The organism is Pontiella desulfatans (assembly GCF_900890425.1).
Taxonomy (GTDB): Bacteria; Verrucomicrobiota; Kiritimatiellia; order Kiritimatiellales; family Pontiellaceae; genus Pontiella; species Pontiella desulfatans.
In genome coordinates this window covers 196,545-211,464 of record NZ_CAAHFG010000001.1, presented here as the reverse complement: position 1 = coordinate 211,464, position 14,920 = coordinate 196,545, and the positions used below count along the sequence as shown (strand labels likewise).

The window sequence follows — 14,920 nt, the reverse complement described above, 5'->3', positions numbered from 1 at the left end:
AATTGTGCTAAATTCATCATTGCAACGAGTGTTTCGGCAGTTTGGATTCGTTGCTTTTCCTTCATTCGTTGCGCAAATTTCCGTCGTCACCCAATGAGCCGTAATCTCCACACCACTAAATCAAGCGATCCTGATGCGCAGGACGGCGGAGCCAAGTTGCAGTTCGTCGCCATCGCACAGCTCTTCCACCTTGACCTTCTTGCCGTTGAGCAAAACCCCATTGGTCGATCCCTTGTCGCGGATGCGCACCAGACTGCCGACCGGCTCAAGAAGGCAATGCAGGCGCGAAATACCGGCATGTTCCAAACGGTAGTCCGCGGTTTCCCCGCTGCCGATGGTGGCGGGCATCCGGGCAAAAGGAATACTCAGCACCGGGGCGCCATCGCCCTCAAGCACGATTGCCCCGTCGCGATCGATCGGATCGCCGCGCGAATCCACCGAAGCCCTCAACCGGTCGAAGCCCCAGTCGCGGGTGGCGAAAAACGCCCCCGTCTCGTCGGTGCCGGCCTGTATGGCCTTCAGCAGATGCGTGTCCGACATAGATCGATCTTTTTCTTTCATCAACCTCTTCCTCCAGAAACCAATGCGGCAAAGCCGCCCTGGAGTGCGCCTACGACGTCGACGCGTTTAAAAGCGGAGACACCGTCTCCGCACTCCAAGGCACCGCTTTGCGGCGCATCCATGCAAATCCTGTTCATCCTGCTACCTCGTCTACTATTCCCATTCCGCACCATCATCGTTCCGCCTAGATTTCATCCTTCAGGATTTCAACCTCTTCACGCACCAATTTCAGGACGCGGTGCTTGCAGGCATAGACGGCATTGGCCTCCATGTCCAGCCGCTCCGCCACCTCCCCGGCCGAAAGGTTTTCCACGGCGAAGAGCTGGAACGCCTTCCGGCTTTGCTCATTGATTCTTCCGTAGACCCGCTGGAGCGCCGCTTCAAGTACGGCCTTCTCCCACTCCGCATCCCAAACGGAGTCGTCCACCGCGCGCTTTTCCTCGTGCATGACCGCCGCATGGTCGCGGTAGCCCTCGAACAGTCCGGCACGCCGCGACCGGCGGCGTAGGTAGTCGAACACGGCGTTTTTGGTGACGGTCTTGAGCCACCCCCGAAACGAACCCAGCTCAGTGGAATAGTTAAACGAGAAGATGTGCCGGAACAGCTTCACGCAGACATTCTGCACCACATCCTCCGCCTCGGCATGGCTTAAGCCGTGTCGGAGCGCATAGCCGAAAATCATCCGCCCATAGATATTGTAGAACTCGCGCCACGTCTCCTCGTCGCCCTGTTCCTTCAGACGCAGCAATAGACTTGAACGCGTTCGGTATGCGGAAAGCAATTCGTTGGAATCAATCGTTTTCATACGTACACAATAAGATACTGTTTCACCGACTGAAATCTTATTATCGAATCAACAATCATTTCGTTTCTTCATAAAATCGCACCACCAGTGCGCAACGCATCTCGCGACGGCCGTCGTGAGATGCGTGGCGCACTGGTGCGGGATTGTCCGGTTCCGAAGAGGTGGAAAACGGTTACAAACGCCATGCGACATTATAATGGAGAGTTTTGCTGCGCGCGCTATCTTTTGAATCAACCAGCAAGAAATCATGGTCTGGAACAGATGAACCATTGACAAGCAGTACGCAAATAGTTCAAAAGTGTTTCAGGTAGTATTGGCGGCCAGGGTTGGTTACCCACCGCAGGTCATCCCGGGGAGAACCGGGAGCTAACGAAAGGAAAAGCAATGAACCTGATAAAACGCATGATGCGTATCTCGAGCGCCCGCATAGAGGCGTTCCTCTCCTCGGTCGAGGATCCGGAAACGATGTTCCCCCAGCTCGTTCGCGAGATGGAGGAGCAGGTGGGCAAAGCCACGGAAGCCGAGGCCCAGGCGCTCACGGCGCTCAAGCTGGCCGAAAAAACCCGCGACACCGCCAAGGCGAATGTCGAACGGATGCAGGCCGGCGCGGAGCTCGCCCTGAAAAACAGCGACGAAAGCACGGCGCGCGAGGCGATTGCGGCGCAGCTCGACCTGGAAAAGGCGCTGAAGCAAAAGGCCGAGGCCTGCGATCGGGCCCAAGGGGTCTACGAAAACGCCCGTTCCGTCCGCGCCGAGATCAAGGAAAAGCTGGACGAGACCCGCGCCAAGCAGGACGAAATCCTGACCCGCGCCCGGCTGGCCAAGACCCAGAAAAAGATTACGGAGACCGTCAGCTCGCCGATCCACTCGACCGACAGCATCCTCGATGCGATCGAGCGGCTGGAAAACAAAGTTGAACTGGCCGAAGCCGAGCTGGAGGTTGAGCGCGAGCTGGCCGGCAACGGAGCAACCGAAGCCGCCCTGAAGCAGCGACTGGAGCAACTCGAAACGGAGCAGGAAGTGGATAAGCGCTTCGCCGAGTTGAAAAACAAACTGTCCGACTGAATGAATTAGCCACAAAAGAACGCATAGACCGCAGAGCGAATCCTTTGTTTTCCTTGCGTTCTTTCGTGGCTAGAAAACCAGGGAGCATGGAATGAACATCAAAGACCGACTCAAGAACGTCTTCAAGGAAACCTTTCTTGATCTGTTCCACGATGAAGCACCATCGAAGGACACCATCGACAGCGCCCTCGCCCAGGCTCGTTCCGGAGTTGAGGAAGCCACCGATGCGCTTGCCGCATTCACCGTCGCCCACTTGCATCTCACGGAGGAGCATCAGCATGCGGCGGGGCAAATCGAAGCGGTGGGCCAACAGCTCGAAACCGCCCTGGCGGCAAACGACGACGATCTTGCGCGCGCCCTCATCCGGAAACGCCAGCCGTTGCAAAAGGAAGCGGCCGTGCTTGGCGAACGGGTGGAAACCAGCAACAAACGACTGCTTGAATTAAAGGGACGTGTTGCCGCGATGAAGGCGCAAGTGCTGGAAATCGAGCGCAAGAAGCTGGAGTTGCAGTTGCGCGACCGCGCCGCCGATGCCATCGACCAGGTCAACCTGAGCGAAACGACCATTGGACAGGCGCGCGACTTCGCCACCAGCGCCGATGCCGAAGAGGCCACGCTGCAAAAGGAAGCCGGAAACGAAATCGCCGAAGCCGAGCGCGACTCGGTGGATAGCCGGCTGGATAAATTAATCGAAGAAGACGAAATCGAGCAGGAACTTAGCCGCCTTAAACAACAACGGAACTAACGTACCCATGCAGCAGAAGATTGAAACCGCGAAGGAACGCAGAGAACGCAAAATCAGGAATCGAACTACTCTGGTTAGATTCCTTTGCGTTCCTTGCGTTCTTTCGCGGTTAATGAAAAACACCTGCACAGAAGTTGGGATGTAAAATGGGCTTACTTTCACGACTCAAGGATATCAGCACGGGAAAGGTAAAGGCGTTTCTCGATGAGGCCGAGCGCCCGGAAGAGATGATACCGCAACTGCTGAACGAGCTGCAAAGCCAACAACAGGCCTTGCGCAACGCCGAGGCGAAATCGCTAACCGCCGTGCGGGCCGCCCAGCGACGGCTGGAGGAAACCATGGGCCGCGCCCTCCGCTTGGAGCGCGGCGCGGAACTTGCCCTGAAAAAAGGCGAAGAGGAGACGGCGCGCGAGGCGTTGCGCGAACAACTCAAGGTGGAACAGGTTGTCCCCCGCCAACGCGAGCAGGTTGAACAGGCGCAAAAGATCCTGGACGACGTCCGCGAACGCGGCAACGCGTTGAAGGCACAGATTGCCCTGGTCAAAGAAAAAGAAGTGCAGCTAAAAACCCGTCCCGAACCGGCTCTATCCCCGGATCGCACCGAACCCTTGCTGAAGAAAGTCGCGGAGATGGAGGAACGCGTGCTGACCGAAGAGGCCGAGGCCGAAGCCAACCGCGAAGTAAACCAGAACCTACGCAAACGCTCGCTCGACGAACGCCTGTTCGAACTCGAAAAAAACGACGAGATAGAAAAACGCCTGAACCAAATCAAAACCGGGAATTAAGAATGAAGATTTCAGAATGTAGAATTATAGGTCTGCGACAGCCCTGTTTTGAAAAAGGCCAACGCCGCCTGAGTTCCGCCATTCTTCATTCTGAAATCTTAATTCTTCATTTAACAAAATCCAATATGGGGAATAATCATGACGGCTGAACTCAAGGAACTCATTCAGATTGCGCTGGCCGGCATCAACCTGCCGATCACCCTGCTCTTTGCCGTGATGCTGCTCTACTGGGTCAGCGTGATCATCGGCGCGCTGGACATCGACATCCTGCAACTGGATTTCGACATCGAACCCGATGCGGACCTCGACCTGGAAGCCGATGGGGACGTGGATGTGCAGTCCGGCGGCGCCCTGAATGGAATGATGCTCTACTTCAACATTGGAGCGGTTCCCGTGACGGTCTGGCTCAGCTTCCTGATCTTCACCTGCTGGATCCTGTCCATACTCGAGACCTACTATCTCAACCCCGGCCGGCATTTCGTGTTCGGGCTGATCTTCGTGATCCCGAACCTGATTGCCGGCATGTACACCGCCAAGTTTGCCACGGCACCTCTCAAGAAGGTTTTCGAGGCCATGGCGCCAAAGAACACCACGCGAAAGTCGCTCATCGGCCAGCGCGCCGTAGTGGTCTCGTCCACCGTCAGCAGCAGCTTCGGGCAGATCGGAATCAAGACCGATGGCGCACCGCTCACGCTCAATGCCCGCACCGAGGGCGACACCGAAATCGCCAAGGGTCAAACCGTCGTCATCACCAGCGAAACCGGGCAAGGCATCTTTACCGTCGAAGCATTTACCAGCAACTAACCAACGTACTTAAAAACCAACCAGGAGAAAAACCATGCCGGAACTACTCGGATTAATCCGAGTTGCCTCAAATTAAATGACACCGAAGCATCCGATAGGATGCGGGCGGAAAGGATTCGTTGACTCACAAAAAATCACACCCTGTATACAGGGAGGATGAAAGAGATGAGTTGCGAAACCAGAATGGAATACATCGCGGTACAAAAACGCCGCTATAGGCGCGCGGAAAAGGCCTACAAGACCCGGTTGCTCGATGAAGTATGCGCGGTATGCGGCTATGATCGCAAGCATGCCACCAAGCTGCTCAACGACTCGTTTACGCCCTCCAGGGGCAAACGCGGCCGCAAAGGCGAGTACGACTCTGCTGAATTGCGCAAGACCCTCAAAACTCTGTGGCTTCGTTCTGGACAACTGTGCGGGAAGCGCCTCAAGCCTGCTATGCCACATTGGCTGAAGCACTATGAAAAACATTACGAACCGCTATCGACCGAATGCCGTGAAAAGCTACTGAGAATCAGCCCGGCAAGCATCGACCGGGTGCTCAAACCCTTCAAAGCGCAGTACCAGCGAAGGCGCAATACCGGTACCAAGCCCGGCTCGCTGCTCAAGAATCAGATCCCAATCCGCACCTCCACCGAGGACATCGACCGGCCCGGCTATCTCGAAGCCGACACAGTAGCCCACTGTGGCGGATCGATGAGCGGGGACTTCATCTGGTCGATCACCTATACGGACATCATAAGCACCTGGACGGTAACCCGCGCGGTCTGGAACAAAGGCGCTGAAGGCGTGATGAACCAAACCCACGACGTGGAAAACAAGCTGCCCTTCGCCATCCTGGGCTTCGACTGCGACAACGGCAGCGAGTTCCTCAACCACCATCTCACGCGCTACTTCCTGCAACGCAAACAGCCCGTCTGTTTTACACGCAGCAGACCGTACCACAAGAACGACAACGCCCATGTCGAACAAAAGAACTGGACGCACGTGCGCGAGTTGCTCGGCTACGACCGGCTCGACAACCCGGCCATGATCAGAGAGCTCAACGCACTCTACCGCGACTGGGAACGGCTCAACAACTTCTTCAAACCCTCGTTCAAGCTAAAAAGCAAGGTTCGCGTCAAAAGCCGGTACAAAAAGAAATACGATGCCCCCGCCACGCCCTTTGACCGCCTGAAGGTCAGCGGCATCCTTGGCGAACAACAGGAGGCTGCTCTGCAACGCGAATACGAAACGCTCGACCCTTTCGAGCTGGGCAATCGCATCCAGCGCCGACGTCGCAAGATCGAAAAAATGAAGAAAACCGGCGAGTCCGCCGCAGTCGGGGAACCCGGGTTCCCCGACTGCCTCCCCACCTTGACAACCCCCGAATTAGAGGGTACCCATTAATGCAGTCAAACGACTCCTCATCCGCACCTCTACGGTGTCATTTATTTTTGAGGCAACGCGAATCATCATAGGAGTCGTCGCGCTGCTCGTTTTGGGACTGCTCGCCGTCATTGTCAAATGCTACCGCAAAGTTGAACAGGGCACGGCCATCATCCGTACCGGAGTGGGCGGCACCCGCGTCTCCTTCGAAGGCATCCTGGTCTTCCCGGTCATCCACCGGATGGAACTGATGGAAATCTCGGTCAAGCGCATCGAGATCGACCGTGCCGGCGTGGATGGCCTGATCTGCAAGGACAACCTGCGCGCCGACCTGAAGGTCGCCTTCTTCGTCCGGGTGAACAAAACGCCCGAAGACGTTCTGAACGTGGCGCAGTGCCTCGGTTGCAAGCGCGCGTCCGACCCGGTTGCACTGGTCGAGTTCTTCGACGCCAAGTTTTCGGAGGCGCTCAAGACCGTCGGCAAAAAGTTCGATTTCGTGGAACTCTACTCCAACCGCGACACCTTCAAGGAAGAGATCATCAAGGTGATCGGCACCGACCTTAACGGCTACGTGCTCGACGACGCCGCGATCGACTACCTCGAACAGACCCGGCTCGAACTGCTCAACCCCAACAACATTCTCGATGCCGAAGGCATCAAGAAGATCACCGAGCTAACCGCCCGGCAGGCCATCCTCGCCAACGACATTGCACGCGACAAGGAAAAGGTGATCAAGAAACAGGACGTGGAAGCGCGCGAAGCAATCCTCGAACTGGAAAAGCAGCAGGAGGAAGCCGAGCAGAAGCAGCAACGCGAAATTGCCGAAATCACCGCCCGCGAACAGGCCGAAGCCATGAAGGTGCAGGAAGAAGAGCGCATGAAATCCGAGAAGGCGCGCATCCAGACCGACGAGGAGCTGGCCGTGGCCAACGAAAACAAGGACCGCCAGATCATCGTGGCCGCCAAGAACAAGGAGCGCACCGACCTGGTTGAAAGCGAACGCATCATCAAGGATCGCGACCTCGAGGCCACCGAGCGCGAGCGCATCGTGACCCTCGCGCAGATCGAGCGGGACAAGGCGGTTGAAATCGAAAAGAAAAACATCCAGGAAGTCATCCGCGAGCGGGTGATGGTGGAGCGCAACGTGGTTGAAGAGGAAGAGCACATCAAGGACACGCAGGAATTCGCCGCCGCCGACCGCTCCAAGCAGGTGGCCCTCACCAAGGCGGCCGAAGAGGCCGAACAAAACCTTCTGATCGAAACCAAGGCCGCCGAGGCCCGGAAGGAAGCCATGCGCCACGAGGCCGAGCAGATGGTCATCAAGGCCGAGGCGGAACGCGCCGCTTCCGAAAAATCCGCCGATGCCCGCAAGATCCTCGCCGATGCCCAGGCCGAAGAAGAAGCCGTGCTCGGGATCGGTGAAGCGCGCGCCCTCGATGCCAAGGCCGCCGCCACCGAAAAGTTCGGCATTGCCGAGGCCAACGTAATCCAGAAGAAGGCCGAGGCCGAAGCCGCCGCCATCCAGAAACAGGGCGAGGCCGAGGCCGTTGTGATTGGCAGCAAGGCCAGCGCCGAAGCCAAGGGCATCGACGAAAAGGCCGCGGCCATGAAAAAGTTCGACTCCGTCGGCAAGGAGCACGAGGAGTTCAAGCTCGAGCTCAACAAGGATCTCGAGATCGAGCTGGCGCACGTCAATGTCCAGAAGGATATCGCCCGCGAGCAGGCGGCGGTTATTGCCGAAGCCCTCAAGTCGGCGCGCATCGATATTGTCGGAGGCGACAACACCTTCTTCGACAAGATCGTGGACTCCGTCACGAAGGGCAAATCCTTCGACCGGATGATCGACAACAGCACTGCGCTGACCGGCATCAAGGAGACGCTCTTCAACGGCGACTCCGGCAACTTCACCGAACAGTTGCACCGCTTCACCAGCCAGTTCGGCATGGATTCCGAAGACCTGAAGAATATCTCCGTGGCCACCGCGCTCACGCAGATGATCGTCCAGGCCGACGAAGGCACCAAGGGCATCCTGGAGAAGTTCCTTTCGTCCGCCAAGAAGGCCGGCATCGCCGACCAGATGGCCTCGAAGTTCCTCGGCAAATAGAATCATGAACCACAGAGACCGCAGAGACACAGAGGAAGGTATGTTGCCATACTTCTCTGTGCCTCCGTGTCCTCTGTGGTGAGACTTAAAGTTAAAGGGTCTTCCCATGGCTGAAGAAACCGAAAAAAAAGAACAGGGCGCCCAACTCGAGAGCGGGACGTATGAGGTGATCCGGGGGCGGCTGAACACGCACGCCCGCGATCTGCTCACACGGATCGACCAGCTCGACCAACAGCGGCGCGAGGTGTTCGGCTCGATCGAGACCACCCTGCTGGGCACGGAACGGATCACCACCGAGAACAACTGCATCCCGCGCGACATGATCGAGGTGGGCGAGCAGTTCCTGTTTGGCTACAACGTGCACATCGGCCTACGCTCCGAGATGCATCTGGTCGATGTCTTCTCCGTCTACACCTTCAACGAAGACGGTGGCTTCCGCGCCGAGCCGCTCGACCTGATCGGCAACAACGAGTTCAACAGCCATTTCAAGGAACTCTACAAATACTACAAGAACACCACCTTCGCCGCCTTCCGCGATGTCGGCCCCTTCCTCTACATGGTCTTCCGCATCAGCGACGACCCCTCCGACATCAAGGCCTTCAAGTGGCAGCGCAACGACGACGGCACGCTGACCTATATCGACAACCGCTCCGACCACGAAGTCAAGTTTCCGCCCCAGCACGAGTTTGAATGGAACCGCGCCACGCGCGACATGCAGCGCACGGGGGTGCACCCGCATATTTCCATCGAAGAGCGCATCTTTGTTGAAACCATCGGCGGCGACCTCACCATCAAGATCGAGGACAACACCGAATCCGGCGAAGGCATCTTTGCCGAACCGGTCGACAACCCCGACCAGACGCTCGACGATGCCGAAGTCTGGTATGCCTGCATCGAAAGCCTCATCCTGCTCAAGATCCTGCCCTACCAGGAAAAGGATTACCGCTACATCGTCTACAGCGAAAAGCTCGGCACCGCCCACCGCATCGACGCCATCGCCGATTCTTGCGTGCTGCTTCCGCGCAACCGCGGCATCATTTTCGCCAACGGCTACTTCCTCCAGAACGGCGAGGTCAAGACGTTCGACAACAACCTGCTCGACATGCGCTTCCTGCGCCGCATCGCCGCCCCGAACGGCGAAGACCACCTCTACGTTTTCTTCAACCGCCGCAGCGGTCTCTACATCCTGCTCGCCTACAACGTCATCAAGGAAACCGTCGGCACCCCGATCATCTGCCACGGCTACAGCCACTTCCAAAACGGCCGCCTCATCTTTTTCAAGGCCGGCGAAGAGCCGCAGAAGAGCCACGCCATCCAACTCTGGCAAACCCCCTTCACCGGCCCCGACGTCATCCTCAGCAAAAACACCGAAGACTATCTCTACAAGATCGGCAACTCGGACATCGTACGCTGCATGGCCGCCTGCCACACCATCGTCAACCTGTCGCGCCGCGAGGATTCCTACGCCAACCTCTACATCGACCTCGTGCGGGAAACGCAGGATGTGATCGACGCCTATTTCTGGATCGAGAAGGAAGAGGCCTTCGTGCTGCGCGAACCGCTGCTGCAGATCCGCGACGCCGCCAAGGCCGCGATCGACGAGTTCGAGAAAGTACGCCGCCTGCGCCAGCAGGCCGCCGCCGCGCTCAAGGAGATGGCCCGTCGCGTGAAGGAGGCCACCTCGGCCTCCGCCTCCAGCCGCTACCAGAAGCTCGATCCCTACGTCAAGGCGCTCGCCAACCTGCGCGCGCTCCGCGGCGAAACCATCAGCCTGCGCGAGCTGCGCTACATGGATCTCGACCAGGTCGAGGCCATGGAAGCCGCCGTCGCCGCACAGGCGGAGCGGACGGCGCACACCTGCGTCGAATTCCTGCTCAAGCCCGAGTCGCTCATCCCCTACGCCGACGACGTTGAAACGGTATCCAAATCCATCGAGAGCGTCGAAAAGGTTTCCGATGCCAAGAAGATCGAACAGGCCGTGGGCGAACGCGCCGCCGAACTGGAAATGCTCACCGACACCGTCAGCAACCTGAAGATCGACGATGCCACGCACCGCACCGACATCATCGACCGCATCTCGCAGATTTTCTCGGCGCTCAACCGCGTACGTGCCACGCTCACGAACCGGATCAAGGAGCTGGCCGCCCACGAAGGGGCCGCCGAATTCGCCTCGCAACTCAAACTGCTCTCCCAAGCCGTCACCAACTATCTCGACGTCTGCGACTCGCCCGCCAAGTGCGACGAATACCTGGGCAAGATGATGATCCAAATCGAGGAGCTCGAAGGCCGCTTCTCGGATTTCGACGACTTCATCACCCAGCTCACCGAGCGCCGCGAGGAGATCTACCAAACCTTCGAAACGCGCAAGCAACAGCTGATGGAGGAACGCAACCGCAAGGCCGACACCCTCCTGCGCAGTGCCGAGCGCATTCTCAAGAGCATCGGACCGCGCCTCGGAACGATGCAAAGCGTCGAGGAGATCAACGGCTACTTTGCCGCCGACCTGATGGTCGACAAGGTGCGGAACATTATCGGGCAACTGGCGGAAATGGACGACACCGTCAAGTCCGGCGACATCCAGACCCAGCTCAAAACCCTGCGTGAAGACGCCATCCGCCAACTCAAGGACCAGCAGGAGCTTTTCGTCGCCGGCGAAAACGTCATCAAGTTCGGCACGCACCATTTTGCCGTCAACACCCAGCCGCTGGAACTCACCCTCGTCCGCCGCGACGACAACATGCTGCTGCACCTCACCGGCACCGACTTTTTCGAGGCGGTCACCGATGAAACCTTCCTGGCAACGCGCGCCGTCTGGGAACTCGACCTGCCCAGCGAAACGGCCGACCTCTACCGCGGCGAATTCCTTGCCGTGCAGCTCTTCCGTAAGGCGCTGGCCGACGCCCTGCCGGCAAGCACCGAAAAGGCACTCGTGAACTATGTGCAGGAGCACATGGCGACGCGCTACACCGAGGGCTACATCAAGGGAGTCAACGACATCGATGCCGCCAAGATCCTGCATGAGCTGCTCGGCATCCACCAGCGCGCCGGATTGCTCAGATACAGCCCCTCCATCCGCGCCCTCGCCCTGCTCGGCTGGACGCTCCAGGCCAACAAAACGGAACTGGCCAACAAGCTCGAGGGCTATGGCCGGATGCGCGCCGTTTTCCGAAGCACCGATTCCAATGCCGCCTACACCGAAGAGCTGCACCACATTCTCCGCGCTTTTGCGCAGGAGAACGACCTTTTCCCGGCAACCGATGCCGGCTATGCCGCCGAATACCTGTTTGATGTACTCACCCACGAGGGCAAGCATCCGATCAGCCGCGAGGCGATGGTGCTGCACAACGGGTTCGAGCAACGCATGAAACGCCCCGGCGCCAAACGCCTGTTCGACGAAGCGATGGCGCCGGTCAAGGATGCGCCGCTCGCCAAATTCTCGCTCCTGCGCGACTGGCTCGCCGCCTTCATCGAGGATGAAAACCAACCCGAACTGACCGAGGCACTCGAAGAGACCGCCGCGCTCATGCTCACCGGGAACATCGATCCCGTAAACGCCGGCGATCTCGAAACGCGCCGGGAACTCGAAGGCTTCGCCGGCAGCCATGCGCGCATCGCCGACGGGAAATACCAGTTCGACTACCACGACCTGCTCCGCCGCGTGCATCTGCACGAACAGGAACTGCTCCCGAGCTTCACCGTTTTCCAACGGGAGAAAAAGGCGCTCATCGAACGTACCCGCGATGAAATGCGCCTGGAGGAATTCAAGCCGCGCGTGCTCACCTCCTTCGTCCGCAACCAACTGATCGACAAACTCTACCTTCCGCTCATCGGCGACAACCTCGCCAAGCAGATGGGTACCGTCGGCGTCAACACCCGCACCGACCGCATGGGCATGCTGCTGCTCATCTCGCCGCCCGGCTACGGCAAGACCACGCTGATGGAATACATCGCCAACCGCCTCGGCATCATTTTCATGAAGATCAACGGCCCCGCCATCGGCCACCAGGTCACCTCCATCGACCCCGCCGAAGCGCCCAACGCCGCCGCGCGCCAGGAGCTCAACAAGCTCAACCTCGCCCTCGAGATGGGCGACAACGTGATGCTCTATCTCGACGACATCCAGCACTGCAACCCCGAGCTGCTGCAAAAGTTCATCTCGCTCTGCGATGCCCAGCGCAAGATCGAGGGGGTCTACAAGGGCCGCCCGAAAACCTACGATCTACGGGGCAAGTCGGTCTGCGTTGTGATGGCCGGCAACCCCTACACCGAGAGCGGCGAAATGTTCAAGGTCCCCGACATGCTCGCCAACCGCGCCGACACCTACAACCTAGGCGACATGATCGGCGACAGCGGCGATGCCTTTAAACTCTCCTACATCGAAAACGCGATGACCTCCAACGCCGTGCTCGACAAACTCGCCTCCCGCACCCGCGCCGACATCCACGCCATGATTCGGCTCGCGCAGACCGGTTCGCGCGAGGGCATCGAGTTCGAGCGCGACTTTAGCGCCGACGAGATCGGGGAGTTCACCTCGGTGCTCAAAAAGATGCTGCGCATCCGCGACGTGGTGCTGGCCGTGAACCAGGAATATATCCGCTCCGCCGCCCAGTCCGACGACTACCGAACGGAACCGCCCTTCAAACTCCAGGGTTCCTACCGCAACATGAACCGCCTCGCCGAAAAGGTGCAGCCGATCATGAACGATGCCGAGATCGAGACCATCCTGCTCGACCACTATACCGGCGAAGCCCAAACCCTCACCACCGGCGCCGAGGCCAACCTGCTCAAGTTCAAGGAGCTCTTCGGCCTGCTGGACGAAACCGAAACCGCCCGCTGGGCGGACATCAGGAAAACCTTCAACCGCAACCTGCTCTTTTCCGCCGCCGGCGACGACAAGCTCGCACCCATCATCCTCCAACTCACCAACTTCAACGACCAGCTGGGCTCGCTAAGGGACACCATCGCCGCAGCGGCGGGGGGTGGTGGATCAAAACCGGGCAAGGTTACCGCGAGCTTGAGCAAAGCAACGCTCGAGGCGCTCCAGTTCGCCCGGCCCGACTTTTCACCGCTCCAGCAAACCCTGCTCGAGATTGCCGAAAAGATCCAGGCCGCCCACCCGCAGAACAAATATGAACTGCCGCACCACATGCGCAATCCCCTGCCCAAGGATGTGCGGGATGACAAAGGGAAAGAATAAAACCTGGACAAAGAAGAGATGCGTTCTCCGCTTTAGGAAGAGGAAAAAACAACCGTAACGCGATGAGGATATCGCGTCTTCGAATATTTCGAACGGCTTCCGGCTAAACCCAAATGCCGCTTTACATTTATAAGATTATCATATTTATTCCGCTTTTTACGGTTGAGAATTTATTGTTGAGGAAAATCCTGATGAGCTACGAAAAGATCGAAGTCCCTCGCGAAGGCGGAAAAATCTCCATGCTGGAATATGGCCATCTGGATGTTCCGGATCATCCCATCATTCCCTTCATCGAAGGCGACGGAGTGGGCCCCGAAATTACGGCGGCGATGATTAAGATTGTCGATGCCGCAGTGGAAAAGGCCTATGGCGGCACAAAAAAAATCCAGTGGATGGAAGTCTATGCCGGCGAAAAAGCCAATGCCATCTACGGCGAGGATACGTGGCTGCCGGACGAAACCCTAAAGGCGATCGATGAATACCGCGTAGCCATCAAGGGGCCACTCACCACACCGGTCGGCGGTGGCCGCCGCAGCCTGAACGTCACCTTGCGCCAGCAACTCGATCTCTACGTTTGCCAGCGCCCGGTCAAGTGGTTCCACGGCGTGCCCTCCCCCGTCCATAATCCCGACCAGGTCGATATGGTCGTGTTCCGCGAAAACTCGGAAGACATCTATGCCGGCATCGAATGGGAAGAGGGGTCCGACGAAGTTCAAAAGGTCATCAACTTTCTCCAAAACGAAATGGGCGTCACCAATATCCGCTTCCCGGAAGATTCGGGAATCGGCATCAAGCCGGTTTCCAAGAGTGGTTCGCAGCGCCTGATCCGCGCCGCCATTGAATACGCCATCCACAACAACCGCAAGTCGGTCACGATCGTGCACAAGGGCAACATCATGAAGTTTACCGAGGGGGCCTTCCTGCAGTGGGGCATCGATCTGGCCGAGGAAGAATTCGGCGCAGTCTACCACGGTAGCGAAAAGGTTTATAAAATCAAGAATCCGCACACGGGCGAACAGATTGTGGTGAAAGATTGCATCTGCGATGCCTTCCTGCAGAACATTCTGCTCAAGCCGCAGGACTACGATGTGATCGCCACACTCAACCTCAACGGCGACTATGCCTCCGACGCCCTCGCCGCCTGCGTGGGCGGCATTGGAATCTCGCCCGGCGCCAACATTAACTATAAGGATGGCAAGGCCGTCTTCGAGGCCACCCACGGCACCGCGCCCGACATTGCCGGGCAGAACAAGGTGAATCCCTGTTCGCTGGTGCTCTCCGGGGAAATGCTGCTGCGCTACCTGCCTTGGACGGAAGCGGCCGACCTCGTCATCAACGCCGTCGACCAAACGATCCAGAACAAAACGGTGACCGGCGATTTCGCGCATATGATGGAAGACGCCACCTGGCTCAGCTGCTCCGAATTCGCAGAGGCCGTTGTTGCCAATATGTAGGGCACGGGTTTACAGACGCTGGCAAACCACCT

General features: G+C 58.2%; 11 protein-coding genes. 8 read left to right on the top strand and 3 right to left on the bottom strand.

Annotated features, from left to right (window positions below):
- Positions 1-120: 120 nt before the first annotated feature.
- Genes E9954_RS00865 through E9954_RS00860 form a run of 3 tightly spaced genes read right to left on the bottom strand, consistent with a single transcriptional unit; the run spans position 121 to position 1,366 of the window.
- Positions 121-561 (bottom strand): FHA domain-containing protein, encoded by a 441-nt coding sequence (locus E9954_RS00865; RefSeq protein ID WP_136077370.1) that lies wholly within the window; start codon positions 559-561, stop codon positions 121-123.
- Positions 561-698, bottom strand: a complete 138-nt coding sequence (locus E9954_RS32195; protein WP_168441871.1) for a hypothetical protein — start codon at positions 696-698, stop codon at positions 561-563. Before E9954_RS32195 ends, E9954_RS00865 begins: the two co-directional genes overlap by 1 nt.
- Before the next feature lie 47 nt (positions 699-745).
- A complete protein-coding gene (locus E9954_RS00860; protein ID WP_136077369.1) occupies positions 746-1,366 on the bottom strand; it encodes an RNA polymerase sigma factor in 621 nt (206 codons plus the stop codon).
- Positions 1,367-1,750: 384 nt separating this feature from the next.
- On the opposite strand from E9954_RS00860, the gene E9954_RS00855 reads away from it, so the two are divergent.
- From E9954_RS00855 to icd, 8 genes are all read left to right on the top strand, one after another.
- Positions 1,751-2,431 carry a PspA/IM30 family protein gene (locus E9954_RS00855; protein ID WP_136077368.1) on the top strand — a complete coding sequence of 227 codons (681 nt, stop codon included), beginning with the start codon at positions 1,751-1,753 and terminating at the stop codon, positions 2,429-2,431.
- 91 nt (positions 2,432-2,522) lie between these two features.
- Positions 2,523-3,176: a PspA/IM30 family protein gene (locus tag E9954_RS00850; protein WP_136077367.1), complete on the top strand. Its 654-nt coding sequence runs from the start codon at positions 2,523-2,525 to the stop codon at positions 3,174-3,176.
- Positions 3,177-3,322: 146 nt separating this feature from the next.
- Positions 3,323-3,961: a PspA/IM30 family protein gene (locus E9954_RS00845; RefSeq protein WP_136077366.1), complete on the top strand. Its 639-nt coding sequence runs from the start codon at positions 3,323-3,325 to the stop codon at positions 3,959-3,961.
- 138 nt (positions 3,962-4,099) lie between these two features.
- Entirely contained in the window at positions 4,100-4,765 is a 666-nt protein-coding gene (locus E9954_RS00840) for an OB-fold-containig protein (protein ID WP_136077365.1), read from the top strand.
- A gap of 165 nt (positions 4,766-4,930) precedes the next feature.
- Positions 4,931-6,154, top strand: a complete 1,224-nt coding sequence (locus tag E9954_RS00835; protein ID WP_136077364.1) for a DDE-type integrase/transposase/recombinase — start codon at positions 4,931-4,933, stop codon at positions 6,152-6,154.
- 34 nt (positions 6,155-6,188) lie between these two features.
- Positions 6,189-8,237 (top strand): flotillin family protein, encoded by a 2,049-nt coding sequence (locus E9954_RS00830; RefSeq protein WP_222846996.1) that lies wholly within the window; start codon positions 6,189-6,191, stop codon positions 8,235-8,237.
- A 106-nt stretch (positions 8,238-8,343) separates the two neighbouring features.
- A complete protein-coding gene (locus tag E9954_RS00825) occupies positions 8,344-13,434 on the top strand; it encodes a DNA repair ATPase (protein WP_136077363.1) in 5,091 nt (1,696 codons plus the stop codon).
- 191 nt (positions 13,435-13,625) lie between these two features.
- On the top strand, positions 13,626-14,888 hold the full coding sequence (gene icd / locus E9954_RS00820; protein ID WP_136077362.1) for an NADP-dependent isocitrate dehydrogenase: 1,263 nt from the start codon (positions 13,626-13,628) through the stop codon (positions 14,886-14,888).
- The last annotated feature ends 32 nt before the right edge of the window (positions 14,889-14,920 follow it).